This window comes from Proteus sp. G2673 (assembly GCF_009915125.1).
Classification (GTDB): domain Bacteria; phylum Pseudomonadota; class Gammaproteobacteria; order Enterobacterales; family Enterobacteriaceae; genus Proteus; species Proteus penneri.
Genome location: NZ_JAABLT010000022.1, coordinates 39,387 through 65,004 on the forward strand (window position 1 = coordinate 39,387; position 25,618 = coordinate 65,004).

The 25,618-nt window shown below is 34.2% G+C and carries 24 protein-coding genes and 1 tRNA gene; 15 read left to right on the forward strand and 10 right to left on the reverse strand.

All coding sequences use genetic code 11. The features are described 5' to 3' along the window. Positions 1 to 84 precede the first annotated feature (84 nt). Together GWI59_RS12475 and GWI59_RS12480 are read left to right on the forward strand one after the other, a co-directional pair. A tRNA-Gly gene (locus tag GWI59_RS12475) sits at positions 85 to 158 on the forward strand. 376 nt (positions 159 to 534) lie between these two features. Further along, a complete protein-coding gene (locus tag GWI59_RS12480) occupies positions 535 to 2,085 on the forward strand; it encodes a methyl-accepting chemotaxis protein (RefSeq protein WP_161671282.1) in 1,551 nt (516 codons plus the stop codon). 350 nt (positions 2,086 to 2,435) lie between these two features. On the opposite strand, the gene GWI59_RS12485 is transcribed toward GWI59_RS12480, so the two are convergent. From GWI59_RS12485 to GWI59_RS12495, 3 genes are all read right to left on the reverse strand, one after another. Then, the gene (locus GWI59_RS12485) at positions 2,436 to 2,639 is read right to left on the reverse strand and encodes a hypothetical protein (protein WP_109847769.1); all 204 of its coding nucleotides are present in this window, start codon (positions 2,637 to 2,639) and stop codon (positions 2,436 to 2,438) included. 273 nt (positions 2,640 to 2,912) lie between these two features. Next, entirely contained in the window at positions 2,913 to 3,122 is a 210-nt protein-coding gene (locus GWI59_RS12490; protein WP_006533663.1) for a sigma-S stabilization anti-adapter protein IraP, read from the reverse strand. A gap of 499 nt (positions 3,123 to 3,621) precedes the next feature. Continuing rightward, positions 3,622 to 4,170: an NADPH-dependent FMN reductase gene (locus GWI59_RS12495; RefSeq protein WP_006533662.1), complete on the reverse strand. Its 549-nt coding sequence runs from the start codon at positions 4,168 to 4,170 to the stop codon at positions 3,622 to 3,624. A 431-nt stretch (positions 4,171 to 4,601) separates the two neighbouring features. Between GWI59_RS12495 and GWI59_RS12500 the strand changes: the two genes are divergently transcribed. Further along, a complete protein-coding gene (locus GWI59_RS12500; protein WP_006533661.1) occupies positions 4,602 to 5,096 on the forward strand; it encodes a hypothetical protein in 495 nt (164 codons plus the stop codon). A gap of 5 nt (positions 5,097 to 5,101) precedes the next feature. After that, the gene (locus GWI59_RS12505; protein WP_161724792.1) at positions 5,102 to 7,804 is read left to right on the forward strand and encodes a sugar transporter; all 2,703 of its coding nucleotides are present in this window, start codon (positions 5,102 to 5,104) and stop codon (positions 7,802 to 7,804) included. Between the two features lie 59 nt (positions 7,805 to 7,863). Here GWI59_RS12505 and GWI59_RS12510 read toward each other — a convergent pair whose 3' ends face one another. Together GWI59_RS12510 and GWI59_RS12515 are read right to left on the reverse strand one after the other, a co-directional pair. Continuing rightward, the gene (locus GWI59_RS12510) at positions 7,864 to 8,739 is read right to left on the reverse strand and encodes a T3SS regulon anti-activator ExsD domain-containing protein (RefSeq protein WP_161724795.1); all 876 of its coding nucleotides are present in this window, start codon (positions 8,737 to 8,739) and stop codon (positions 7,864 to 7,866) included. A gap of 84 nt (positions 8,740 to 8,823) precedes the next feature. Next, positions 8,824 to 9,660: a helix-turn-helix transcriptional regulator gene (locus GWI59_RS12515; RefSeq protein WP_109847766.1), complete on the reverse strand. Its 837-nt coding sequence runs from the start codon at positions 9,658 to 9,660 to the stop codon at positions 8,824 to 8,826. 1,196 nt (positions 9,661 to 10,856) lie between these two features. Here GWI59_RS12515 and GWI59_RS12520 point away from each other — a divergent pair. Together GWI59_RS12520 and GWI59_RS12525 are read left to right on the forward strand one after the other, a co-directional pair. Next, positions 10,857 to 11,372 carry a bactofilin family protein gene (locus GWI59_RS12520; RefSeq protein ID WP_229096485.1) on the forward strand — a complete coding sequence of 172 codons (516 nt, stop codon included), beginning with the start codon at positions 10,857 to 10,859 and terminating at the stop codon, positions 11,370 to 11,372. 81 nt (positions 11,373 to 11,453) lie between these two features. Next, a complete protein-coding gene (locus tag GWI59_RS12525; RefSeq protein WP_161724798.1) occupies positions 11,454 to 11,999 on the forward strand; it encodes a GNAT family N-acetyltransferase in 546 nt (181 codons plus the stop codon). Position 12,000: 1 nt separating this feature from the next. Here GWI59_RS12525 and GWI59_RS12530 read toward each other — a convergent pair whose 3' ends face one another. Further along, positions 12,001 to 12,339: a nitrous oxide-stimulated promoter family protein gene (locus tag GWI59_RS12530; protein WP_161724801.1), complete on the reverse strand. Its 339-nt coding sequence runs from the start codon at positions 12,337 to 12,339 to the stop codon at positions 12,001 to 12,003. Positions 12,340 to 12,518: 179 nt separating this feature from the next. Here GWI59_RS12530 and GWI59_RS12535 point away from each other — a divergent pair, with 179 nt between their 5' ends. Beyond that, positions 12,519 to 12,764, forward strand: a complete 246-nt coding sequence (locus GWI59_RS12535) for a DinI-like family protein (RefSeq protein ID WP_072063330.1) — start codon at positions 12,519 to 12,521, stop codon at positions 12,762 to 12,764. 121 nt (positions 12,765 to 12,885) lie between these two features. On the opposite strand, the gene GWI59_RS12540 is transcribed toward GWI59_RS12535, so the two are convergent. Both GWI59_RS12540 and GWI59_RS12545 read right to left on the reverse strand, forming a co-directional pair. After that, positions 12,886 to 13,125 (reverse strand): YecH family metal-binding protein, encoded by a 240-nt coding sequence (locus GWI59_RS12540; protein ID WP_006533650.1) that lies wholly within the window; start codon positions 13,123 to 13,125, stop codon positions 12,886 to 12,888. 115 nt (positions 13,126 to 13,240) lie between these two features. After that, positions 13,241 to 13,456 carry a DUF465 domain-containing protein gene (locus tag GWI59_RS12545; RefSeq protein ID WP_006533649.1) on the reverse strand — a complete coding sequence of 72 codons (216 nt, stop codon included), beginning with the start codon at positions 13,454 to 13,456 and terminating at the stop codon, positions 13,241 to 13,243. A 252-nt stretch (positions 13,457 to 13,708) separates the two neighbouring features. On the opposite strand from GWI59_RS12545, the gene eco reads away from it, so the two are divergent. After that, on the forward strand, positions 13,709 to 14,200 hold the full coding sequence (gene eco, locus GWI59_RS12550; protein ID WP_255311068.1) for a serine protease inhibitor ecotin: 492 nt from the start codon (positions 13,709 to 13,711) through the stop codon (positions 14,198 to 14,200). 90 nt (positions 14,201 to 14,290) lie between these two features. Here eco and GWI59_RS12555 read toward each other — a convergent pair whose 3' ends face one another. Next, complete coding sequence (locus tag GWI59_RS12555; RefSeq protein WP_006533647.1) at positions 14,291 to 14,728, reverse strand: universal stress protein; 438 nt, start codon at positions 14,726 to 14,728, stop codon at positions 14,291 to 14,293. A 534-nt stretch (positions 14,729 to 15,262) separates the two neighbouring features. On the opposite strand from GWI59_RS12555, the gene GWI59_RS12560 reads away from it, so the two are divergent. Beyond that, a complete protein-coding gene (locus GWI59_RS12560; protein WP_072063491.1) occupies positions 15,263 to 16,177 on the forward strand; it encodes a cation diffusion facilitator family transporter in 915 nt (304 codons plus the stop codon). 72 nt (positions 16,178 to 16,249) lie between these two features. Here GWI59_RS12560 and ghrB read toward each other — a convergent pair whose 3' ends face one another. Then, positions 16,250 to 17,209 carry a glyoxylate/hydroxypyruvate reductase GhrB gene (gene ghrB / locus GWI59_RS12565; protein WP_072063328.1) on the reverse strand — a complete coding sequence of 320 codons (960 nt, stop codon included), beginning with the start codon at positions 17,207 to 17,209 and terminating at the stop codon, positions 16,250 to 16,252. 577 nt (positions 17,210 to 17,786) lie between these two features. Here ghrB and galE point away from each other — a divergent pair. The 6 genes from galE (at position 17,787) to GWI59_RS12595 (ending at position 25,425) form a co-directional block, all read left to right on the forward strand. Then, positions 17,787 to 18,803: a UDP-glucose 4-epimerase GalE gene (gene galE, locus GWI59_RS12570; RefSeq protein ID WP_072063327.1), complete on the forward strand. Its 1,017-nt coding sequence runs from the start codon at positions 17,787 to 17,789 to the stop codon at positions 18,801 to 18,803. A 49-nt stretch (positions 18,804 to 18,852) separates the two neighbouring features. Then, complete coding sequence (locus GWI59_RS12575) at positions 18,853 to 19,908, forward strand: UDP-glucose--hexose-1-phosphate uridylyltransferase (protein ID WP_072063326.1); 1,056 nt, start codon at positions 18,853 to 18,855, stop codon at positions 19,906 to 19,908. A 135-nt stretch (positions 19,909 to 20,043) separates the two neighbouring features. Beyond that, entirely contained in the window at positions 20,044 to 21,204 is a 1,161-nt protein-coding gene (galK, locus tag GWI59_RS12580; protein WP_006533639.1) for a galactokinase, read from the forward strand. After that, the gene (gene galM, locus GWI59_RS12585) at positions 21,204 to 22,274 is read left to right on the forward strand and encodes a galactose-1-epimerase (RefSeq protein ID WP_072063325.1); all 1,071 of its coding nucleotides are present in this window, start codon (positions 21,204 to 21,206) and stop codon (positions 22,272 to 22,274) included. The genes galK and galM overlap by 1 nt, the downstream gene beginning before the upstream one ends. A 183-nt stretch (positions 22,275 to 22,457) precedes the next feature. Then, positions 22,458 to 23,471 (forward strand): substrate-binding domain-containing protein, encoded by a 1,014-nt coding sequence (locus GWI59_RS12590; RefSeq protein ID WP_072063324.1) that lies wholly within the window; start codon positions 22,458 to 22,460, stop codon positions 23,469 to 23,471. Between the two features lie 319 nt (positions 23,472 to 23,790). Further along, positions 23,791 to 25,425 (forward strand): sodium/sugar symporter, encoded by a 1,635-nt coding sequence (locus GWI59_RS12595; protein WP_072063323.1) that lies wholly within the window; start codon positions 23,791 to 23,793, stop codon positions 25,423 to 25,425. Positions 25,426 to 25,618 lie beyond the last annotated feature (193 nt).

The following is a 25,618-nucleotide window of genomic DNA, read 5'->3' on the forward strand; positions in this document are numbered from 1 at the left end:
ATTTTTCATGATGATTAAATAATCACTTAAATAAGAAGGGGATTGCTGTTAGATTAGGGGAGCGTATAATCGGAAAAAACAACTGCGGGCGTAGTTCAATGGTAGAACGAGAGCTTCCCAAGCTCTATACGAGGGTTCGATTCCCTTCGCCCGCTCCAAAAACTCTTTTCCTCAAATACTCTCTCAATATTGTCCACTCAACATTTATGTTTATTTAGCTAATTTAAGAATATTCCAAACCTTATTTTTCCCCTCAATTATTCTTTTCTCTCTTTAATGCTTCTTATTTATTTTTATCGTAATCATTATATCAACGTTATGATTTTAAATGATTTTTTGTTTTTTATCTGGAATTATAAAAAATGATATATAAGTAACATTTTTGCTTCCTGCGCATAACTCTTTTTATGTATATAAAATAAAAAATCAAATTATAAAAAACTTTAGTAAAAAATTAAAATAAATTGAAAAAGTGTCGATAAGAGTACATTACGCCCTATTGGGCTTACTTTATCTTGTTAGTTGAGAAATTCGATGCAGAAACTTCGTAACATTACTATTCGTCTGATGATGATAATCATATTGGGGACTTTATGTGTGTTATTTGGCAGTGTTAGTTTTTATAGCGCATGGTCACTATCAAAAATATCTGAAGGTAATCAATCTGATAATAAAATAATTAAGCAAATGGCTGCTCTTAGCATGGGAAATGATCAGTATTTTCGATTCACTTCTCGATTAAATCGTCTTGTTGAGGAAAAAGCAAAAGGTAAAGACGTCGATTTTACACAAGCACAGCTGGCGATGGAAAATATGGAAAAACAGATTGCGTATATGAAATCTGTTTCTCCTGGGCCAATGGATGCAAAAGTATCAAAAGAGTTAATGGATATATGGCAAGCGCTTTTTGAGCAAGGCGTAAAAAAGCAGATGGAATTAGCACTCAATGGCACCATAGAGCAATATGAACATCATGCAAAAAATGTAACACCAGCATTGAGTCGTGAATTAGGTAATGTGAGTGAAAACTTTAATAATGTCGCAAATATAAAAATTGATAGTACGATTAAAGAAGTGAATGAGCTTATTGAAGTGACACAAATTGTTATTATTATTAGCGCCATTTTAGGGGGATGTATCCTGATCCTCACTGATCGTTATTTAGTGGTAATGTTACAAAAACCACTAGAAAGCATTCGTCAACATTTTGTGAAAATTACAAAAGGTGATCTGAGTCAGCCACTAGAGCCTTTTGGTAATAACTGTGCTGGGCGATTAATACCATTATTAAATGATATGCAAAATAGTTTACATGACGCGGTAAGCACGATCAGAATGGGAAGTGATAATATTTATCGTGGTGCATCTGAAATTGCCAGAGGGAATAACGATTTAGCTTCTCGTACAGAAGAGCAAGCAAAGGCATTAGAGCAAACAGCAGCAAGTATGGAAGAGATAACCGCAGCTGTTAACCAGAATATGGAACATGCTTATCAAGCGAGAGAATTGGCTGAAGTTGCATCAGTGACTGTTGAAAAAGGCAATGAATTAGCTGAATCTGTTGTAACAACGATGGATGGGATCTCTAATAGTTCAAGTCAGATTGCAGATATTATCAATGTTATTAATAACATTGCCTTTCAAACGAATATACTCGCTTTAAATGCGTCAGTAGAAGCGGCAAGAGCAGGAGCTCATGGTCGAGGGTTTATGGTTGTCGCCAATGAAGTGCGAAATTTAGCAGGAGATAGTGCTAAAGCTGCGAAAGAGATTGAAGCCCTTATTGCTGATTCTACAACACGCGTAAAAAAAGGTGCAAGATTAGTGAGTAATATGGAAAAAATGATGGAAGATATTTTGACGGGAGTTAAACAGGTAACGTCAATAATGAAAGAGATCACGATTGCATCTGAAGAGCAAAGTAAAGGTATTGGTCAAGTGAGTGTAGCTATTACTCAAATGGATGGTGTAACGCAACAGAATGCCTCTTTAGTTGAACAAGTTTCAGCAGCGGCCATTTCATTAGAAAGGCAAACCGAAGAATTACAGTTATCTGTACAAAAATTCAATTTTGTTCATCGTTGATATAAAAAATGCATAGTGTATGTGTCTAAGGTGGTAAGTTTTACTCGTTAGACGCATGAACATAATAAATATAAAGCTTAATTTAGTCATTTATTGAGTATTGAAACAGCATAGTTCATGACTTTTTCCATGAGAAATAGAAAATTATACCCAAATTAAGTGAGCTATAAGTAATAGTATTATTTCATTTATATTCAATTAATAAAAAAGTACTTTCTATTTCAATTCTTATAGTCAATCAGTGATTATATTATAGCTTGAAGCGATTTGATTTTTTAAATATAAAGATATACATCCCCTCTCTTATTATAAATAATAAGAGAGGGTGCTAAAGAATACAGAATCAATATTTAGAGTATTTTTTTTATATATTGTTCTGTCTTGCTTATAACATCTTGATATTGAGGATGATTGAGATAAGCCTCATTGACGGTCTTATTTATATCATGGATTACTCTTTCTTTTTGTTTATCTGTCAAAGTCAATAACAAGGCTTTTAAAATTACTTTCACTGCCGCAATTTCATACGCTATATTGACAACTTTTTTTTCCATAAGATCCTCAAAAGAACGACAGTTTATTGCCTTGTGATAAATTGTTTTTTATATTAATTAATTACTTAATAAAATCCAAGAAAAAATTAACTTGATAAAGAATATACGATTTTATCATGTTGTATATTAAAACAGTAAATATGAGGATATTTGAGATTTGAAAAACAGATATTCAGTAAATTTAACTTAGCATTGTATTAATGGGTAGAAAATCACAGAATACCCTATAAAACTAAGGGGTAAATTTTATAGCAATAGTAAATATCATTTTCATTAAGGTTGAGTAAGCTTCTTCACATATTGTTCAGTTAAGTTAATAATTTCATTGAGTTGAGGATATTTGTTCGATGTATCCTCAAGTACTACAGATATATTGGCCAACATATCTCTTCGTTGTTTATCACTTAGCGTGGAAAGTAAGGATTTGATAACAATTTTTAGAGCGGCAATTTCGCATTCAATTTCTTTTAAATTTTTATCCATGGTTTACCTGCCAGTATTTAATAGGTGAGTAATATAGGTAATTTTTTTGTTTATCACAATTATAGAAGCATATTATTTAGAGAAGTATCGCACATTATGTCTAGTGTTTTAACCTAATATAAAACATTAAAAATAATTATCAAATAGTAAATTTTATATGTAGCTGTAGATTAAGGCTTTATTGATATCCTCTGACATTATAATGAATAAGATAAATGATTAAAATTGATGTTAAATTTAGTTCTCTTTTAATGGCTTTATTACTGGTTGTATAGTAAACAATTCTTAGTTGTAATAATAAGAATATATCTTTTAAAGATAATCTATTTTTGTCTCACGTTGCTTAATATTGAAATCAGCAAGGGATGTCGTTATTTGTTGTCTATGAAAGATTAAATTTTTTATTTGTCAGCGGGGATATTATAACCCAATAAATTACATTAGCTCTGGTAATAAAAAAAGAGCTTATATTTTTTATATAAAGCTCTTTGGAGTTTGATTAATGATTATTTTGCTTCACAAAAGCAATGTAGGCATCAACCCAGCTTTGTATAAAAGTTGCTGTTTTCTCTGAAAACTTCCCATTCTCAACCATTCCGTCATACCATTTTAGATAACATTCTGGTTGATTTAGTGTTGGCATATTCAAGAAGGCTAATGAATTACGTAAATGCTGTTGAGCTATTGCGGTACTAATATTGCCGGTTGAAACGCCAATAATACCGGCTGGAATTTCATTCCAAGCATTTGTTCCATAAGGGCGAGAGGCTTGGTCAATCGCATTTTTAAGCACACCGGGTATTGAGCGGTTGTATTCCGGTGTGATGAATATGATGCCTTGGCACGCTTTTATTTGCTGTTTAAAATCGATAACAGAGGCGGGGGTATTGCTGTCATCATCTTGGTTATAGAGAGGAAGAGTACTAATATCAATGAACTGACAGGTAAATTCTTGAGGAAATAACTTAATTAAGGCATGTGCTGTTTGTTTATTAAACGAATCTTTTCTTAAACTACCGACAACGATACCAATTTTAAAATGACTCATCTTAGTTCTCCTATTGGAAGGATAAAATGAATATCAACTCTTATATTAGATATTCATTTTTTGATTTTATCTTTGTATTCAAAAACAGCAACAGAATACAAGAATATTTTTACACGTAAGTTGCGTAACTAAATGATAAAATTCGTATTATTATTTTTATTATTATCTGGTATTATCTTAATAATATAAAAACGATATAGTTTATATGACAACGTCTTTACTAAATAAATCCAATATTCAAAAATTGATGTGTTTAGTGTGATGCAAGTAGTGTTTTAAGTAAAAAAATGAATTGATATGAGAACTCATTGAAATTAAGGGCGCTAGCTTATTTATTTAGTATGCAGTAGGTAATAGAAAATTATAATAAAATGGCTTAAAATGCGACAACTCATATGCTCTTATTTAAGTCTGATCGGAATTAAGGAAAAATGATGTCCTTATTACAAAATAAAAAGAATGTCCTTGCTGTATTTATGGCAACCAGCGTTCTCACATTATCTGGGTGTACGTGGACTGATTATTCTCGTCCAGTTGAAACGCCTGCGCCAGCACAAACTACACAGCCAGTAGTACAAACTCAGCCAGTGGCAGTTGCACAACCGCTTTCTATGGCACCCTCATCAGAGTCTGTAGATAGTGGTGTAGATGCAGGAAAATTGGGGATAGCACCTCAAAGTGCTTGTATCAAACAACTTGATTCTTTGAAAACTTTTTCTCCATCTGACTATAAATCTATGATGAGCGCATTTAAAGAAATTAGCGAAATCAATGCGATGTACCGTAGTGTTCAAAGTACAGCAAGTAAAGATAGCTTAGATTTATTAAAAATGAGCATTGAATCAAAAACAGAAGTTTTATGTGCAAAAGTTCGCTATTTGTCGATTATGTCAGTTAATTCGACATTAAAAAAATTAGGTGAATAATTACTATGAAATTAAAGCAGAGTGTTTGTCTCGCTTTTATGCTGTTTCCAACGCTATCGTTTGCCAATAATGAGTTTAATTCTGTTATTGAAGATTTTGACCGTTATTTTGAAACGCAAGAGCCAATTAAAATTGAGCCTAAAACATCTGCTATAACTTCATCGTCAACGAGAACTGGTCAGGCTAATCGTAGAGTAAACCTCACCACAACAGCGACTCAACAAACAAAACCAGAGCGACAAGTTAAACCTTCTACGCCAGCTAAAACAGATAATCAAACAGTCGAACCTATTAAGACGCCTGATATTACGTTGGCAGAAAATTGCCTTGTGTTACCCACTAATTATTCAAAATTAGAGAGTGATTACACTCGTTATTTAACTCCGTTGCTTTCATTTGTTCCTATAAAACCACAATTTACACCAGAGGATCTTAATCGTTATAGCTACAGAAATAATGCAACGGTTTATAACCCGTTGGCTCTTTATTCAAAAGAAAGTTATACAAAGCCTCAACGTAATGACAATTTCTTGTTAGATATTATTCCAGGAACATTTTATTCTGTTACGGCTATCCCTTTTCACTTTGCATATCAGTTCAATCGTTCTGTACTCGATCATAAACAACCGCTTTTTAATAAAGAGCTATTAAATCGTTTAGCAGATACGAGAAATAAATATCAATCGTTGTATCAAAAATACACTGAGCAGGCAGCTATAACAAAAGAGCATTTGGAAAAACTTCAAAATGCAAATAACCAAATTAAACAACTTGAATTGACGCTGGCTGAAACAGAAGAAAAGTTAGCTATAGCGAACAACCTACTTACTGATGACACGTTAAAACAGGCGGTTGCTAAGCTACAAAGTGATTTAGAAACAATACAAAAAGAGCGTGATTTACTAGTTAAACAATTATCTGAAAAAGAGAACGTATTACAGGCAACAACAGTAAAAAATACAGAGTTAGCAAAACAGCAACAAAATTTTGAAAACCAAGCGGGAATACTTAAAACCTTAGAGGCAAAATATACTCAGCTTGAGCAAGAAAAAGAACAATTACAATCTCAGTATCAGCAGGCTCAAACTCTGTTAAAAGATGATAGCGCGAAAAAAGAGATTGATAAATTACAACGTTCACTTGAGAGTATAAAACTAGAGCAAGAAAAATTAATTAGCCAATTAAATGAAAAGCAGATATTACTCGCTAAAATTGAACAAGAAAAAGAAACGATACAAGCTCAGTATGTTGAATCTCAGCAATTGCTAGTTGGTAATAATAAGCAAAAAGAACAAGAATTAGCTAATTTAGAAGCAGTAAAAAATAAAGAGATAGCAACATTAGAAAATTCGTTATCAACAATAACAACGGAACAAGAAAAATTAACTAAACAACTCACAGATGTACAAAATCAATTAGCAATAATAAAGAAAGAGAAAGAAGATGTGCAGACTCAATTTACACAGGCTCAACTATTGCTAAAAGATGACTCTGCGAAAAAAGAAATAGATAAATTGCAAAGTACATTATTGAAGATCACATCAGAACGTGAAGATTTATCTAAAGAACTTGCATTAAAAGTAGCAGAAGCAGAAAAGCAACAAGATGCTAATAGCAAACTTGTTGAGGAACAACGCAAAGAAATAGCACAACTAAAAATACAAGTTGAAAAAAGTAATCAGGAACAAACTCAACTTAATAAATCGCTTTTAGCTGTTCAACAGCAAAAAGAGCAAGTGGATGAGAAATTAAAAGCGATCCCAGAATTAAAATCACAGTTAGATAATAAAGTCACTGAATTAGCTGATTTGAAGAAGAGTTTATCTGCCGGTGAAAAAGCTGTTGATAATTTAATTGCTGATAAAAATAATCTGATAGCCAAATTAGAAAAAGCGCAAACTGAGCTATCTGAGAAATATCAAACATTAGATACACAATTTAAAGAGAATAATATCGTCTTAGCTCAAGTTACCACGAGCAAAACAGAGAGTGAGAAAGCTTTAGCATTACTAGAAAAACAACTCGCTGAAAAGCAAAATACGACGGATAAATTGAGTGCTCAATTAGCTGAAGCAAAAGTACAATTAGAAAAACAGAATACAGAAAACACACAAAAAATCAGCACATTAAAGCAACAGCAAACAGAATCTATTGCTAAATTAAATGAGCAAATTAAAGCAAAAGATGCTGAATTAGCGAAAGTTAATACAGACACTAATAATATTTTAAAAGAGAATAAAACGCTAAAAGAGCAGCTTGAGAAAATGGCGGGTGAAGGGCAAATGATTGCTGGGCAACTTGCTTATGCTTATTCGATCATTGGAAAAGATAATGCCCAGCGTAATAAATCCATTTTATCTGAGATCCAAAAACAAAATTACGTACAATATGACGATAATACCTATTTTAAAATCTTAAAACAGGGTAAACCAGTGGCTTCAATTACAGGTAAAACAGTTGTATTTACAATGCATGAATCATTGACTGACGGTACTGTAACTCTTAATTATGATAAATCTAAGCCACTTATCTTACCTTACCGTCAACTGCCATTACCACTGAATACCTTTATTGCAAAAGCGGGTATCAATGGTAAAGCCAAAATTTATATAAAACCAAGTGGCGGTTATGGGAAAAATGGTGTACCTGGGCAAGTACCTCCAGAATCCATGTCTATTGTAACAATTGAGATTTTAGATATTAAATAGAATAATTAAAAGTTAGCATCAGCTCTTTTCTTTTTATTTAGAGAAGAGCTGAAATTTTATTATCGCCATAAATACTCATCGTTCTTTAAGCAAAGTTCTCTTTCTAGTAACCAATCTTTTAATTTTTGACAATTTTCAGGATGTTCTGGAATACTGTTTAAAATCTTCCATAATGGTTTTATTAATTCAGAATTCGGTGTTATTTTTTGGATGTAATCTAAAGTATTATTAATTTCAACATTAAAGACAGGTTCATTTTTCCAATTATCGAGGAGAAACTGGATATTACTCTGTAATAAGTCATCAATAACAATTAGTCTGGCTTTATCCGCATTAAGTTTAATATTTATATCATTTAAAGATAAAAAAGAATCACTTTTATTTGATAGTTGTTTTTCTTCAAATAACTTAATATTTTCACACTGCTTAATTTGAAGCTCAAGCTCTCTTTTTGTGTCATAAAGCGTGAAAAGCTGAGGTGTAATGTGTTGAACCCACCACATAAAAAGTGGTTTTATTACAGCTTGAATTAAGCGCATATGCTCATTGATATTGACCGTTGCTTTTAACGATTTATCCCAATCAGCCGGTGTTATTGTTGAATATGGTTGCTCTGCATGAAAATGATTTGCGAAATTAATAACATCACGTATATCTTCTTTAGATATAACAACAAAGCAGTATTTCTTTCGTAAAAACCAAGTGGACTGTAATAAACTGTCTAAGCTTTCACGGCATAAAACCCGAGCTAGTATTTTTATTTGTTGTTCATTAATATCACATGTAGTAATAGTGTTTTTATTCGAGCGGAAAGAAAACTGTAGATCAAACAAGTTATCTACAGTTTCTTCATTATTTGATGCCATTATCTTTTTTAATAGGGCTAAATAGCCATAATAATGGGCTTTGGTACTATATATATTTTCTTTTATCACGATATACAATTCACGTATAAGAATAGATTTCAAGTATTCTAACTATAAATTGCTTTTAGATATTATGATATTCGGTCGGATTTTTTATAATTTTGATCTGATATTTCTCGCTTTACTTGGCGTCATATTAAAACGACGATGATAGCTTTGTGTAAAGTATGATTGGCTTGAAAAACCTGATTCCATTGAGATATCAACAATACTCATTTCTGTGGTCAGCAGTAGTTGGTGTGCGTAAATAATTCGTCTTTCACAGATCCATGTTCTTGGTGAAGTACCATAAACATGACTAAAAAGCTCTTTAAACGTTGTTAATCCCATTCCAAACTCTCGAGCAAATTGTTTGAGCTTCCAATTTTTTAAATGATTTTTTTCCATAAAAATCTTTAAGCGATCAACTTGACGATGGCTAAGTTGACGAAATAACGCCATTAAGTCAGAACCTTGTTCAGTTGAAAGCAATAGAACTAAAAGCTCTTCAATGCGTAATTGAGTGAAAGTTTCAGGACAAGATTGAGCAGTAAGATATTCAAAGCCATTACTACAAAACTGAATGAGAGGTGAGTTTTGAAAACAAATAAAGGCTCGAGAAAACTCTTCATCTCTTTCTATTTGGCACAAGATATCGTTATGCTTAGACATGAAGTTTCTTAAGAAGTCATCAGAAATAGGGATATAAATAATATCGCTAGGCTCTGCGCCTTGAGTTTTTATTGTATAACTACCTTGTTGTAGAAAAAGAACTTGGTTTTCGTTAATTGTCACTGTGTCAGTACAATTTTGTAATATAAGTGCATTCTTTCTTATAAGAAAGATCGCTTTTTGTTCATTTTCTAATATTTGATATTGTGGATAAAAATAAGATTTTTTTTGAATAGTACAATTATATTGCTCGGTTTTGTCACACTGTATTGTATTCATTTTTCGCCCAAAAAATATTATATAAGTATCACTGCATTTTTATAAAGATAAATATCAGAATATTTATAAAAACACTTCTTTATTATTGAATGTTATTAAAAATAAAAAAGAGACTATTTTCTTTAATTTGATGTGGTTTTTTTTAGATATTAGGCATTGCATTTTGTTTTGTTAATTTAAGATAAGTCATTTTGTTAATTTAATGACATTCCTTATAAATTGCAAAAAGAAATTAAATATAGATAAATTTTTTCTTTGAGGCTCTCAGTAATAGTATGAGTATTAATGTAATTAATAATTTACGCTTTTTATAAATTTAAATAAAACCCATATATAACAATTAGTTGATTTTGATTATTTCTTTACAGTGTAAAAAAATAATAAATGCATTTAAAATGCAAAATTTATTATAAATGCTAATTCGTAGTAATTATGAAAAATATTTGTTAAATAAATTTTAAAAAATCAAGCGAGGAACATAACTATAAAGAAGATCAAAATTGAAAAAATAAATAATAATATTAAGTTATATTAACCACTGTTACTATAACGCTGTTTCTATATAATATAAAACAAGCCATAAACCATAAAATAGTACACAAAAAATTTATTATTTGTTTATTTGCTTTGTTTTTACCGTTTGTTTTTATTGTTTGTGTGATCAATGTCTCGTATTTTTTTTGATAAATTTTAGATAGAGTTAATTTGAGATATTGAATTTTTTTGAATGAACTTTTGTGAAAATATGGATTTAGGTGTTAAATGTTAATTTTTAATGAAAAATATTTATCCAAATAAGCTGATAATTATTACGATTTATTTACATTACGCGTAGATTATTAAAATAGTGTGTTTTATCTCCTAATTTAATTAAGCTAAATTTTATTTCGTTCAAGGAACAAATCAAAAAACTAAAAGGTAATAATAGGCTTATTGCCGGCATTATGCTTGCCGTTTGTTTATTAGAATGGTGAATGCATAAGTGTATTTATTGTCAGGGAGGTAAAAGGATATAGCTAATTATGGATAATAAGCGAACACTGCGAAATATTATATTCAGTGGGATATGGATAATTTGGACTCTTGCCTTAATTGCCTTTTGGCGTTATCAGATGGCGGGTGAATTTTTGATTATTCTAATCCTAATTTTTAGCATTATTATTTATTCTATAACGTTGAGGTTAAAAAAGGCCGCTATGTTTAGTCGTAAAACTGAAACACCAAAAGCAGCAGAGCCTGTTGCACCAGTAGTAATAGAAGAGAAAAAACCGATGCCAGAGCAAAAACTATACACGATTATTGCGAAAGGAACAGTATTCCAAGGCGATATTAATGTTGACGGCGATATTCAAATTTGGGGTAAAGTTGCCGGTAATATTAATGTTAAAGATGGCGTTATTCGTGTTATGCATGCGGGGCAAGTTGAAGGTGAATTAACTGCACCTGATATTATTATTGATGGTTTTGTAAAAGGTATCTGCGCTGCAAATAATTTAGATATCTTAGAACATGGCGAGTTACGTGGTACTAGTCGTTGTGGCAGTATGTCTATTAAGCGTGGTGGTATTTTTACTGGGCAATCAGAGCAAGTTGAACATCAAGCAAAATCAGTAGCTCAACAACGCGTTGTTTCAATAAAAGAAAGCTCTAATGCAAATAAAGATAAAGTTGTTGCTCCAGTAGAAAATCAACTAAAAGAAAACAAAAAATAAAGTACCATTTTTCTTTTCATTGTTCGTTACTTATCCTATTTTATCGCTATTGTCTTAATTTTATATAAACAGAGAATAACGATGAATTTAGAGACTCCCAGGCTACACCTAAGAGAATGGCGTGAAAGCGATAAAGCGCCATTTTTTTCTGAAATCAACTCTTCACCTGAAGTGATGCGTTATTTTCCTTGCACTTTATCTCGATTAGAAAGTGATAATATGGTTGAGATTATCCGTGAAAAATTTATTCAACAAAATGGATGGGGAATGTGGGCTGTTGAATTAAAAGAGACTCAAGAATTTATTGGTTTTGTTGGGTTAAATATTCCGGTAGCGCCTTTACCATTTAATCCCTGCGTAGAAATTGGTTGGCGAATTGCGAAAAAGTTTTGGCGAAAAGGTTATACCTATGAAGCGGCTTTAGCTGTATTTAAATTTGCTTTTGAGACATTGGGGTTAGAAGAGGTTGTTGCTTTTACTGCAGTTTCAAACCTTCCATCTCAAGGTGTAATGCAGAAACTTGGTATGCATCAATCTGATCATTTCCTTCATCCATCATTAGATAAAACACATCCTCTAGCTGAGCATGTTTTATACCGTTTGAAGAAATCTGATTTTACTTTTTAGTTTAACGAATAGTACGCTTTTTTTCAGGAAGTGGTGGAACAGGTTTTTTATCATCAATAAGGTGACGTATTGCTAAAATTGGATGATAAATTAACATTCGTGGACCAGCCCAACGCATGATTTGTTTCATTGTTTCTCGCTTAGCGGGTTGATAACAATGAATAGGGCATTGTTTACAGGCCGGTTTATCTTCACCATAACGACATTTATCTAACCGGTTGTAGGCGTAATCGATTAATTGTTGATAATAATCTGAGTCAGTTTCAGGGTGCGAATGAGCATAAAGGTGAACCATTTTTTGAATAGTTTTTTTCTCACGATTTATTCTTTTTCCTGACATGTCTTTCTCTCTTAGTAATATGTTGTATTTATTATACATGTTATCATTGAGTCGATAGAGACGCTAAAATATTATGCAATGCATAATGATAAAAATTTTTATCAAAAAGACTTTTCTTTTTTCTTAGAATATACTACTGTATTTATATACAGTTTATTTGCCTTTAAATGGTGAAACCAATGCGTGTGGAAATTTTATTTAATAAACAATCTAAGATAACTGACTCCTTATTTCCGCTCTTAGAACACGAACTGAGAAAAAAGATCACTCCAGAATATCCAGATATGCAGTTTCGTATCGCCTTTAGTAGCATGAACTCGATTCAAGTTACGGGCATAAAAGATGAAACTAAGCATGAACACATAATGGAACTTATTCAAAGTGTTTGGGAAGATGATGGTTGGTTACAAATAGACGATGAATAAAATGTAGTAAATAAAGCAATAACGATTGCCAGAACGAATTGGCTTTTTACTTGTTTATATAAAAAGCCAATGACATAGAAAAGGAAATCACTGGCAATCTAACTTTAACACTGTATGTCTATCAATGATGACAAATTTTATTTTCACTTGTTGTAAATCCCCCCTCTGCAGGAATAAATTTACCTTTCCTTTCTAAGAAATCAACTAATTCAGTCGCTGTCATATTTTCAGCTGAGCAAGTATGAAAACGTGAGTCATCGCCGAATTGTTTATGGATAGCATCAATTAGTGATAATTTAGTGAATGTCATTTCTGAAGAAAGGATCATTTGCAAAACTTCATGACCATGTATTGATGACATAGTGAGTGAGCCCTTAAAAAAACAAAAGATACATTAATTATGCATCTTTATGATGTGGTATCTTTGTTTTTAATCATAAAAAGCGATGATAATAAATCATCGCTTAAAAAGAGCCTTATTTTTCACTTCGTTGAAGTATTTTTTGCATTTCATCTTTGAGATGAAGTTTTTCTTTTTTTAGTTTGGCAACTTCATCATTATAGCCAGCTCCGTTAGGGCCTTCTAATTTAGCAATTTCTTGGTCGAGTCGATGATGTTTATCGTAGAGAGCTTCAAAGCGGGGATCACTATTTCTTAATTGAGAAACAAGGGATTGTTGATCTGAGAACATATAACCTCCTATGAAAAGAAATTGGGTCTCTATTTCAGTATAATCATAGATAGCTTATCTGCACGGCGATGTATCACAAATTTACATTTCATGAAAAAACGTGATTTTTCTTTTTAAAACATTCAGAATTATCCGCTCATAGTACTATTTACTAAGATGTTAGCATTCAAGCACTAAAAATATTAGTATTCAGATAACGAGCAATAAAAACATCTGACTAATTTTATTAACGGCGAAGTGTTCGCTGTAAAAATGGAGAGAGTGATGAACAAAGTAATATTATCTTTAGTAGCAGCAATGTCTTTATCTGCGTGTGCACAAGCTACTGACAGTTTAGATAAAGTTGCGCCTTATCCTAAGGCTCAAGAAAATCAAGTTCGTCATGTTATTGAGTTAGAGAAAAAAGATAATGAAAGCAATTATCAGGTTGAATTAATCATCGGTAAAGAACTTAAAGTAGATTGCAATCATCAGTGGTTTGGTGCGGATTTAGATGAAAAGAATTTAGAAGGTTGGGGTTATAGCTATTATGTTGTTGGTGATTTAAATGGCCCAATGTCTACAATGATGGGATGCGCTGACAATACGAAAAAAGATGCCTTTGTACAGGCTAATATAGGATCAGATGCTTTCATCCGTTATAACAGCAAATTACCTATTGTTGTTTATGCGCCAAAAGATGTTGATGTGAAATATCGTATTTGGTCAGCGGCTGAGACTACTCAAGATTCTGTTAAAAAATAACAGTCAGCCCTATTTAGGATAGATCTTCATTTACTAAAAAGCCCTTTGTTGTTAAGACAAAGGGCTTTGTTGCGATTTAAAAACTAAATATTAACGTATAACTAAAACTGACATTTTGGCATGGCGTACAATTGATGATGCTGTTGAACCTAATAAATAAGAGGAAACATTAGGTCTATGTGAGGCAATCGCAATTAAATCAGCATCAATGTGGCGAGCATATTCTAAAATTTCATCTTTTGCATTACCAACACCCACATTACATATAATTTGCTCATCAGGAATTTTTGCATCTTTGATCATTTCTTGTAGTGCAACAAAAGCAAGGCGAGTACGCTCTGACGAATCTTTGAATTTTTCAGGAATAGCGGCAAATTCGATACCAAAGAAAAGTTCAGCATTAGGTATAACGGTGAGGAAGTGGATCTCAGGTTTACCCACCTTTGCTATTTGTTCAATGTGAGTGATTAGTTCCTGAGAAAGTTCATCTTCTAAAATATCAATGGGAACTAGGATTTTCTTATACATTACAAACCTCACTTAGCGTTAGTTTAAAATAATTACTATTATCTCCTAATAGTAAAAAATAGCTGTGATCTGTGTTTTAAATAAGAGTGAGAATGATTATTTACTACTTTATAGTATTAAGCATTAAAAATTAAAAATAGTCTAAAATAATATTAGAAATATAATCAAAATAAGTTATACACCTTAACTTGTTGACAGGAAAGCAATTAATAAAGTCGTATTAAAAACTAAATTTTCTTTTTCTCATTAAAAATAGAAAATGCATAAAAGAATGATTATCAATTATATTATTGTTTTGTATCTATAAGATTTTATTAGTAAAAATAAGAGACAGAAAGATTTAAATATGGCATATTAATAGGTAATGACATCTCAATATGATGTTTGGACAGCAATCTTAGTCCCTAAACTGGATTGTTATTCAGAGTCGTCCTTTATTCTCACCAATGAGTTATGGAACCTGAAATAACCTGTGGAACTCTATTTATCTATGGCAATAGAGTAGGCTATTTAAAACCAAATAAGATTATTATTATGACACATAATCACATTGATGATATTGAGTTGGCTCGGGCTGATAATAAGCAGTCTGAAAAATTTAAGGCAGCTAAAAAAAGTACGTTAGTGAGTGTTTTTGTCAATATCATTTTATCCATTTGGCAAATTACAGTGGGCTTTTTCTCACATTCTCAAGGTTTAATTGCTGATGGTATTCACTCACTTTCTGATCTTATTGCTGACTTTGTTGTTTTAATTGCCAATAAAGGTAGTCAGAAAAAACCGGATGCAGACCATCCTTATGGGCATTTTCGTTATGAAAACGTGGCATCACTTATTCTTGGGGTTATTTTATTAATTGTGGGTTTAGGGATGGTGTTTTCAGCCATTCATAAAATTTTAGATCCATCTACTATTCCAGAAGTTCATAGTGTTGCTTTATATGTGGCTTTACTTGCATTAGCGGCTAAAGAAGGATTATTTCGCTATATGCTTGCTGTTGCAAAGAAAGTCGACTCAAATATGTTAGTCGCAAATGCTTGGCATGCACGTTCTGATGCTGCTTCTTCATTAGTTGTTGCGATTGGTATTATCGGAAGTTTGGCTGGATTTAAATTTTTTGACCCATTAGCTGCATTAATTGTCGGATTATTTGTTGGTCGTATGGGATGGCGTTTTACTTATCAAGCTCTACAAGATTTAATGGACAGAGGCGCTGATGAAGAAACGCTGGAAGAGATCAAACAGGTACTGGTTTCAACACCGGGTGTACAAGGTGTTCATGATTTAAAGACGCGTCGTTCTGGTGATTATTTACTTGTAGATGTACATCTTGAAATCAGAGGTGATCTCACAGTCAATGAAAGTCACGAAATTGTTGTTAATGCACGTAATAATGTTTTGCAAAATAAACAGATCTTGAGTGTAATGGCTCACGTTGATCCTGCTTAAATTAAATTGAACAACTAATAAAAAAGGTAATGATAGATTTTCATTACCTTTTTTATACTTTAAATGACTATTTTAAAAATTGACGCAGTTTTCTTTTACTTGATTACTTAGCGCTGCAATCAGATTATCTACGGCACATTCCGCCATCGCATAGCGAGTCTCTTTTGTTGCAGAGCCGATATGCGGAACAGCAACCACATTCTTCATTGTTAATAAAGGTGAAGATGAAGATAAAGGCTCTTTTTCAAAAACATCCAGTCCAGCACCTGCGATCTCTTTTTGTTCTAATGCACTGATTAGTGCCAATTCGTCCACTACAGCTCCGCGCCCTGCATTAATTAAATAAGCATCAGATTTCATCATCAAAAATTGTTTTTTCCCCATTAAATGATGCGTTTCTGGTGTTAATGGCAACGTGATACAAACGAAATCAGATTGCTGTAATAAGGCCTCTAAAGAGCAATGCTTTGCTGCAAATTTATTGTTTGCTTCTGTATGTTCCGTTCGTGAGTGATAAAGAATATTCATATTAAAACCAAAGTGCGCGCGCTGAGCTAAGGCTTTGCCTATTCGCCCCATGCCAATAATACCCATAGTTTTATGATGAACATCAGTGCCGTACCAATCAGGTGTAATACTTTTAACCCATAAACCTTGTTTAACATTATCAGCAAGTTCAGGAATACGTCTTGCTACAGCAAGGACTAACCCCATCATGGTATCTGCAACAGTGTCTGTTAATACAGTTGGAGTATGCATTAGTTTAATATTACGTTTGGTGAGTGCATTAACGTCAACATTATCATAGCCTACAGAAACCGTTGAAACGGCTTTTAAATGAGGTGCTTGGTTAATAAAATTTTCATCGATATTGCCACCTGCACCGAGTAATCCAGAGGCATTAGCAAGTGCTAAACGGAAGTCATTAGAGTCTAAAGAGAGCGTTTTAAATTGTCTGATATCAGCAAAATCAGATAGTTTGTTGTACAGTTTTTCGGGCAGATCTTGGTAGAGCAAGACAGTCGGTTTCATTATGTTCTCCATACTCGATACTCGTCATACTTCAAATCACAGCGTTGTTGACTGCGTTCATTCGCACTAGTCTCACATACTACTGTATGCTCCTAGCGACTCATTTACTTGTCGCCTAGCTACACCTTGAATTATTTAGCGTATATATTCAATGTGTTTATTAATGGTGACTATTGTATGTAGCCGTTGACCCGTTTTTCTCCGAATTATTTAAAGGGGAGTGTTCTTACTCCGCTTAAACATATTAGCGGAGAAGTTAATAAGGTATGATAAAACCCATTGAATGTCAGTCTTATCATGTAATTCACTGATTAATTGAAATGTAACCGTTTACTTTAAGTGGGTGTTTATTTTAGAGATAAATAGGTGGAATGTATTATGTATTTTATTAACTTACTGTAATGCAATCCTAAATTAAGATGTTGTATTAAAATTTAAAGCGTATCAAAAGAGTGTAAACGTTTACACTAAATGTCGGTTTGATCACGAAATGATTTTGTTGATCTTGCTAAACTCTATGTCAGTGAACAGAAACCGTCTTGCGCTTTTCCTTTGAATTGAATCAAAAGAGGTGAATGTGGAAATATTAGTAACGGGTGGTATGGGATATATCGGTAGTCATACTTGCGTACAAATGATCGAAGCGGGAATGACACCGATTGTTTTAGATAACCTTAGCAATGCGAATGAAGAAGTACTTAATCGTGTTGAAGCCTTAACAGGTAAACGCCCTCTGTTTTATAACGGTGATATTCGTGATGGCCAGCTACTAGCATCAATTTTTGCGAAGCATTCTATTCAGTCTGTTATTCATTTCGCGGGATTGAAAGCGGTCGGTGAATCTGTTCAGAAGCCAATCGAGTATTACGATAACAATGTTAATGGCACATTGGTGCTAGTGCGTTGTATGCGTGATGCGGGCGTAAAAAGCATTATTTTTAGCTCATCTGCAACCGTTTATGGTGATCCTCAAACGGTTCCTATTACTGAAGATTCGCCAGTAGGAGGGACAACTAACCCTTATGGCACCAGTAAATATATGGTTGAGCGTATTTTATCTGACTTATTTGTTGCTGATGAAAGTTGGTCTATTAGTTTGCTGCGTTATTTTAATCCAGTAGGCGCGCATCCATCAGGTACGATGGGCGAAGATCCTAAAGGTATTCCAAATAACTTAACCCCTTATATTTCTCAAGTGGCAATTGGTCGTCGTGAACAAGTCGCTGTTTTTGGTAATGATTACCCAACAAAAGACGGTACAGGTGTTCGCGATTATATCCACGTTATGGATCTGGCTGATGGTCATATCGCAGCATTAAATGAATTAGGTAAAAAAGCGGGCTTACATATTTATAATTTGGGAACAGGTAATGGTACTAGTGTGATTGAAATGATTGAAGCATTTCGTAAAGCTAGCGGTAAACCTATTCCTTATCAATTACAAGCTCGTCGTCCTGGTGATATTGCAGAATGTTGGTCAAGCCCAGCAAAAGCAGAGAAAGATTTACATTGGAAAGCTATTCGTTCAATTGATGATATGGCTGCGGATGCTTGGCGTTGGCAGTTACAAAACCCAAATGGTTATCTGAAATAAGATTTAAAGTAAGTATTCAGATAATCTTGAATAAATAAGAGAGAAGGTTATGTCGAAACTGATTTTTGATCCTGTTGAACATCCTCATCGTCGTTATAATCCGCTAACGGGTCAGTGGATTTTAGTTTCACCACATAGAGCGAAACGACCTTGGAATGGTAAAGATGAAAAGCCTCAGATTGCGACACTTCCCTCTTATGATCCGCATTGTTATTTGTGTCCAAATAACATCCGTGTTTCCGGTGATAAGAATCCCGATTACACAGGAACGTATGTCTTTAATAATGACCATTCTGCGTTGTTGCAAGATGAATATGATGTTGAGCCTTCATCAAACCCTTTATTTCAAACTCAAGCAGTAAGAGGTATTAGTCGAGTTGTCTGTTTCTCGCCTGATCATGGAAAAACGATCCCTGAATTGCCCGTCAGTAGCTTACGTAAAATTGTTGATACTTGGGATAACCAAATAAAAGAGCTCAGTAAAGAATACCTTTGGGTTCAAGTCTTCGAGAATAAAGGCGAAACGATGGGATGCTCTCAACCTCATCCTCATGGACAGATTTGGGCGAGTGATTTCTTGCCTAATGAATTAGCGCGAAAAGATACGCAATTAAAATCTTATTTTGAAAAATATGGACGCAATCTATTAATCGATTATGTTGATGCTGAATGTAAAGATGCAAGTCGTACCGTAGTTGAAACAGAACATTGGCTGGCAGTAGTGCCTTATTGGGCTTCTTGGCCTTATGAAACGATGTTGTTACCTAAAGTGCATATTCGAAGAATGAGTGAATTAAATAGTGCTCAACGAGATGATCTTGCTATTGCAATGAAAAAATTAACCAGCCGTTATGATAATTTATTCCATTGTTCTTTCCCTTATTCAATGGGATGGCATTTTGCGCCTTCTTTTAAAGATGAGAGAAATATCGATCACTGGCAATTACATGCGCTTTACTATCCGCCACTATTACGTTCAGCCACTGTACGTAAATTTATGGTGGGATATGAAATGCTGGCAGAATCACAAAGAGATCTAACGCCAGAACAAGCCGCGAATAATTTACGTCAAGTAAGTGATATTCATTATAAAGAGCAACATTAATGATCTGCGATATAGCAAGGTATTTTAATTAATCTGCTTTTTATTGAGCACGAAATAAATTAAATCAAACATCTCATTATTTACATAATGATGTGATGGGGTTTCTATTACTTAATTTTAAGCTAAGGATTTATTATGCAGGCACTTATTAATAATGTGACTCGTTCATTTTCAACTATTTTTGGTTACGCGCCTACACATTTTATTCAAGCGCCAGGTAGGGTAAATCTTATTGGCGAACATACTGATTATAATGATGGTTTTGTTTTACCTTGTGCAATTAATTATCAAATGGTCGTTGCAGCGGCAAGACGAGAAGATAATACTATCCGTGTCATTGCGGTTGATTACCAAAATGATGTTGATGAATTTAGCCTCGATAATACCATTGAGTTTTTACCTAATAAAATGTGGGCTAATTACGTTCGTGGTGTTATTCATTTTCTACAAAAAGATAACTACTCTTTTCATGGTATGGATATTGCGATATCCGGAAATGTCCCTCAAGGTGCTGGGTTAAGTTCTTCTGCTGCATTAGAAGTTGCCATTGGCCAAACGCTTAAAACACTTTATCAATTACCTATTAGCCAAAAAGAGATTGCATTAAATGGCCAAAAAGCAGAAAACCAATTTGTTGGTTGTAATTGTGGCATTATGGATCAGCTTATTTCGGCTTGTGGTGAAGAAAATCATGCACTATTAATCGATTGTCGCTCATTAGAAACGTCAGCGGTAACAATGCCCGAAAATATGGTTGTGATGATTATCAATACCAATAAAAAGCGTGGTTTAGTGGATAGTGAGTACAATACCCGTCGTCAACAGTGTGAAGAAGCTGCTCGTATTCTAAATGTGGCTGCATTAAGAGATGCCACATTAGATGATTTAGTTGCAAAAAAATCATTAATGAGCGAAGTAGTTTATCGTCGGGCACGTCATGTTATCACTGAAAATGATCGTACATTAGATGCTGCAGAAGCCTTACGCCATGGTGATTTAAGTACATTGAGTAAGTTAATGATGCAATCACATCTCTCAATGCGCGATGATTTTGAAATCACAGTTAAAGAGGTTGATTCATTGGTTGAAATCGTGAAATCGGTGATTGGTGATTGTGGTGGCGTAAGAATGACGGGTGGTGGATTTGGTGGTTGTGTCGTAGCATTAGTGACACCAGATTTAGTTGATAAAGTCGTTGACTCTGTTAAGGCGCAATACGAAGCTAAAACGGGATTAAAAGAAACTATCTATGTCTGCTCTGCAAGCCAAGGAGCGGGCTATTCGGAGGCAAAATAATGGCGACTAATGAGCTTCGCTTTCTTGAACCTGAACAAATGACAGCACAACCTGCATCAGATGGAAAACCTGCACAAGTGGTCGTGCTTAAAAATCGTTTTGGTATGTCTATCTCTTTAATGGATATTGGAGCAACTTGGTTAACCTGTATTGTACCGGTTAATGGATATCGTCGGGATGTGTTATTAGGCTCTGCGGATATGAATGCCCATAAACAACAAACCGCGTATTTTGGCGCAACGGTTGGGCGTTTTGCTAATCGTATTGCAGGGGCTAAGTTTGTATTAGAGGGGCAAGAATATAAAATTAGTGCTAATGAGGGTAAAAATACCTTACATGGCGGTAAGCAAAACTTTAGCCATCTTCGCTGGGGGATCACGGCGCAATCTTCGCAATCTGTCACTTTTTCACTAATTTCTAGTGATGGTGACCAAGGTTTTCCCGGTACGGTAAAAGTAAGTGTGACCTATACACTGACAGATAATAATGAAGTATGTATTGATTATCAGGCGATGAGTGATAAAACTACGCCATTAAGTTTAACTAATCATGCATATTTCAACCTTGCGGGCGAACATACTGAGCGTACCGCGCTTGAGCATGATTTAAAAATTTGTGCGACTCATTATTTAAAAAATGGTAAAGGCAATATTCCTACGGGTGAGTTTGCAAGCGTAGCTGGAACTGGGTTTGATTTTTGTAAATTAAAACGTGTTGGCCTTGATTTTATGGCAGATGAATGTCAAAAAGCCGCAAATGGTTACGATCATGCATTTATTTTAGATAAAAAAACGATTGAGGATAAAAAGCCCGTTGCGACCGTTATTGCCCCTGAAGGCGAACTTAAAATGGATGTTTTTACAACCATGCCTTCTGTCCAATTCTATACAGGTAACTTTCTGGCAGGAACAAGAGGAAAGAGTCGCCATTACGGTAATTACTCAGGATTGGCATTAGAAACACAATATTTTCCAGATGGCCCTAATCATCCTGAATGGCATGAAAACCAAGGTGTTTTACCTGCCAATACAGCGTGGAATAGCCAAACAATCTATAAGTTTTACTCGTAATAACAAAAGGAAAGTGTAAACGCTTTCCTTTTCACTATTTATTTGATCTTTTTACTTTTTAAATTTCACTTCTTCGCTGATAATCAAGCCACTTAAATTCTATTATTCTCTTTTTTCTTTGTTTGTAGATTAACGGCTCGTTATTTCTTAACCATGAATAAAGGTGATCCATAAGGAGTGGATATGGCGACTATCAAAGATGTAGCGAAAGAAGCGGGTGTTTCTGTCGCGACGGTATCTAGAGTCATAAATAACTCGCCGAAAGCAAGTCAAACATCTATCGAAACCGTTAATGCAGCGATGCAAAAACTGGGCTATCGACCTAATGCGGCAGCAAGGGCGTTGGTTAGTCAAAGTACGCAAACTTTGGGGGTTTTAGTGCATGACGTTTCTGATCCCTTTTTTGGTACACTCGTTAAAGCGGTTGATAACGTTGCAAGACAATCAGGGAAACACATCTTAGTCTGTAATGGTTATCATGATGCTCAAGATGAGCGACAAGCTATTGAGTTATTGATTAATAGCCGCTGCGATGGCCTTGTTATTCATTCAAAAGCCCTCTCTGATGAAGAGTTACTGGCTTATGCGCATGAAGTTAAAAGCATGGTATTGATTAACCGTTTTATTCCTGAAATTGCCGAACGTTGTGTCGCTTTAGATAATTATAAAGGGGCATGGATGGCAACCGAGCATCTTATTCGTCAAGGTCATACTAAAATCGCGTATATTTCATCTACTCATCATATTGAAGATACAACTCAGCGCCTTGCTGGTTATAAAGCTGCATTAGAAGCTAATAATATCTCATTGCCTGAAAGCTATATTGAGTATGGCGAGCCGGAAGGTGAAGGGGGAGAAAAAGCCATGATGCATTTGCTAACAAAATCAATTGATTTTACAGCAGTAGTGACTTACAACGATTTTATGGCCGCTGGGGCTTTATCTGTTCTTGATGAAAATGAAATCCCTGTACCTGAAAAAATCTCAGTTATTGGCTTTGATGATGTCTTAATTGCACGCTATATTCACCCTCGTTTAACCACGGTGCGTTATCCTGTACAAATGATGGCAGAGCAAGCCGCAACACTTGCTATCAGGCTTTCTAAAGGTGAAATCCTCGAACAAAAACAACGTATTTTTTCACCCACATTAGTTCAACGTAATTCTGTTTTTAATCTTAGTCACCTCTCTAAATAACCTTATTTACTTTTTAATCTAGTCTATCCTCTTAATGGTTTTCACATTAAGAGGTCAAACTTAATTAACCTGTGTAATCGTTATCATTTTAAGGCCTTTTTCAACGATTATTTGAGAGTCTGAAATTTATTAAATAAAGCTATCATTGTATTTTAAGCTTAAATTCTGCTTTGTTCGCCATGGTAATCGTTTGTTTTCTTATTTTGTGATCCATTTACGTAACATAAGCGATAAATTTGTGAACGGAGTAACGGAAAAAGATTGTGAAAACGTTTACATTGAAAATCTACTCTCTCTATGGGTCTGAAAGGAAAATATTATGCATACAGAAGGTGTTGGATTAAGCACAATAGACTATGCAATTTTTGCCCTCTATGTCGTCATCATTATTAGTCTAGGATTGTGGGTTTCTCGTTCAAAGGATGGTGAGAAAAAAGGAACAAAGGATTATTTCTTAGCAGGTAAAACCCTTCCTTGGTGGGCAATTGGTTCTTCGCTTATTGCCGCGAATATTTCAGCAGAACAATTTATTGGTATGTCAGGTTCTGGTTTCTCCATTGGTCTTGCTATCGCCTCTTATGAATGGATGGCAGCGCTGACATTAATTATTGTTGCTAAATACTTTTTACCTGTCTTTATCGAAAAAGGTATTTATACCATTCCAGAATTTGTCGAGAATCGCTTTAAAAGCCGTAACTTAAAAACCATTCTTGCCGTGTTCTGGTTGGCATTGTTTATCTTTGTTAACTTAACATCGGTACTTTATTTAGGTTCATTGGCATTAGAAACCATCTTAGGTGTACCAATGATGTATGCCATTATTGGTTTAGCATTATTTGCGGTTATCTATTCACTTTATGGTGGACTTTCTGCTGTTGCATGGACAGACGTAGTACAAGTGTTCTTCCTTATCCTTGGTGGTTTATTTACCTCGGTATTAGCGGTCAGCTATATCGGTGGTGATGGCGGGATCATGGAAGGCTTAAGCAAAATGACACAAGCCGCGCCAGATCACTTTAAAATGATCTTAGAAAAAGATAACCCGCAGTTTATGAACTTACCGGGTATCGCTGTGCTAATTGGTGGTTTATGGGTTGCTAACCTTTATTATTGGGGCTTTAATCAATATATTATTCAGCGTGCCTTAGCTGCTAAATCTATCAATGAAGCACAAAAAGGACTCGTGTTTGCTGCATTCTTAAAATTAATTGTTCCTGTTCTTGTGGTTGTTCCGGGAATTGCTGCATTTGTTATTACAACTAACCCTGAATTAATGGCGGGCTTAGGGACAATGGCACAAGCGCATATTCCAACGTTGTCACAAGCAGATAAAGCCTATCCTTGGTTAACTCAGTTCTTACCAGTAGGTGCAAAAGGTGTTGTTTTTGCTGCACTTGCTGCTGCAATAGTTTCATCTTTGGCCTCTATGCTTAACTCTATCGCGACTATCTTCACGATGGATATTTATAAAGAATATGTCGGGCCTAAAGCTTCTGAAACGCGTTTAGTGAATGTGGGGCGTATCAGTGCGGTTATTGCTCTGATTATTGCTTGTTTTATCGCACCATTATTGGGTGGTATCGATCAGGCATTCCAATATATTCAAGAATATACTGGCTTAGTAAGTCCAGGTATTTTAGCTGTATTCCTATTAGGCTTATTCTGGAAAAAAACAAACGCAAAAGGTGCGATTATTGGTGTGGTCTTATCTATACCGTTTGCTCTATTCCTAAAATTAATGCCTTTAGGTATGCCATTCCTTGATCAAATGATGTACACCTTTATGTTTACAACCGTCGTGATTGGTTTAGTGAGCTTAACCTCAACGAAAACAGATGACAGCGTAGGGGCGATTACATTAACAGATAAAACCTTTAAAACACAAAGCGGATTTAACATCGCTTCCTATGCCATCATGGTCATATTATGTGTGCTTTATGCTGTGTTCTGGTAATAACAGTGTGATGATTTGTTGATCCGTTAAATCTATAAATATCCTACAAAAGAAGAAAGCAGAGGGTTAATACCTTCTGCTTTTTTTATGTTTGAATTGTTTACAAAGAGGTCTAGCGAAAATGGTGCTGATTTACTTTGATACAGATTAAAAAAAAACACCAAATATGAAAAGAAAATCATTCTCATGAATA

Excerpts from the sequence above, each read along its gene's own strand:
- GWI59_RS12480 (WP_161671282.1), top strand. The coding sequence starts at position 535 with ATGCAGAAACTTCGTAACATTACTATTCGTCTGATGATGATAATCATA.
- GWI59_RS12485 (WP_109847769.1), bottom strand. The coding sequence starts at position 2,639 with ATGGAAAAAAAAGTTGTCAATATAGCGTATGAAATTGCGGCAGTGAAA.
- GWI59_RS12490 (WP_006533663.1), bottom strand. The coding sequence starts at position 3,122 with ATGGATAAAAATTTAAAAGAAATTGAATGCGAAATTGCCGCTCTAAAA.
- GWI59_RS12495 (WP_006533662.1), bottom strand. The coding sequence starts at position 4,170 with ATGAGTCATTTTAAAATTGGTATCGTTGTCGGTAGTTTAAGAAAAGAT.
- GWI59_RS12500 (WP_006533661.1), top strand. The coding sequence starts at position 4,602 with ATGATGTCCTTATTACAAAATAAAAAGAATGTCCTTGCTGTATTTATG.
- GWI59_RS12505 (WP_161724792.1), top strand. The coding sequence starts at position 5,102 with ATGAAATTAAAGCAGAGTGTTTGTCTCGCTTTTATGCTGTTTCCAACG.
- GWI59_RS12515 (WP_109847766.1), bottom strand. The coding sequence starts at position 9,660 with ATGAATACAATACAGTGTGACAAAACCGAGCAATATAATTGTACTATT.
- GWI59_RS12520 (WP_229096485.1), top strand. The coding sequence starts at position 10,857 with ATGTTTAGTCGTAAAACTGAAACACCAAAAGCAGCAGAGCCTGTTGCA.
- GWI59_RS12525 (WP_161724798.1), top strand. The coding sequence starts at position 11,454 with ATGAATTTAGAGACTCCCAGGCTACACCTAAGAGAATGGCGTGAAAGC.
- GWI59_RS12530 (WP_161724801.1), bottom strand. The coding sequence starts at position 12,339 with ATGTCAGGAAAAAGAATAAATCGTGAGAAAAAAACTATTCAAAAAATG.
- GWI59_RS12535 (WP_072063330.1), top strand. The coding sequence starts at position 12,519 with ATGCGTGTGGAAATTTTATTTAATAAACAATCTAAGATAACTGACTCC.
- GWI59_RS12540 (WP_006533650.1), bottom strand. The coding sequence starts at position 13,125 with ATGTCATCAATACATGGTCATGAAGTTTTGCAAATGATCCTTTCTTCA.
- GWI59_RS12545 (WP_006533649.1), bottom strand. The coding sequence starts at position 13,456 with ATGTTCTCAGATCAACAATCCCTTGTTTCTCAATTAAGAAATAGTGAT.
- eco (WP_255311068.1), top strand. The coding sequence starts at position 13,709 with ATGGAGAGAGTGATGAACAAAGTAATATTATCTTTAGTAGCAGCAATG.
- GWI59_RS12555 (WP_006533647.1), bottom strand. The coding sequence starts at position 14,728 with ATGTATAAGAAAATCCTAGTTCCCATTGATATTTTAGAAGATGAACTT.
- GWI59_RS12560 (WP_072063491.1), top strand. The coding sequence starts at position 15,263 with ATGACACATAATCACATTGATGATATTGAGTTGGCTCGGGCTGATAAT.
- ghrB (WP_072063328.1), bottom strand. The coding sequence starts at position 17,209 with ATGAAACCGACTGTCTTGCTCTACCAAGATCTGCCCGAAAAACTGTAC.
- GWI59_RS12575 (WP_072063326.1), top strand. The coding sequence starts at position 18,853 with ATGTCGAAACTGATTTTTGATCCTGTTGAACATCCTCATCGTCGTTAT.
- galK (WP_006533639.1), top strand. The coding sequence starts at position 20,044 with ATGCAGGCACTTATTAATAATGTGACTCGTTCATTTTCAACTATTTTT.
- galM (WP_072063325.1), top strand. The coding sequence starts at position 21,204 with ATGGCGACTAATGAGCTTCGCTTTCTTGAACCTGAACAAATGACAGCA.
- GWI59_RS12590 (WP_072063324.1), top strand. The coding sequence starts at position 22,458 with ATGGCGACTATCAAAGATGTAGCGAAAGAAGCGGGTGTTTCTGTCGCG.
- GWI59_RS12595 (WP_072063323.1), top strand. The coding sequence starts at position 23,791 with ATGCATACAGAAGGTGTTGGATTAAGCACAATAGACTATGCAATTTTT.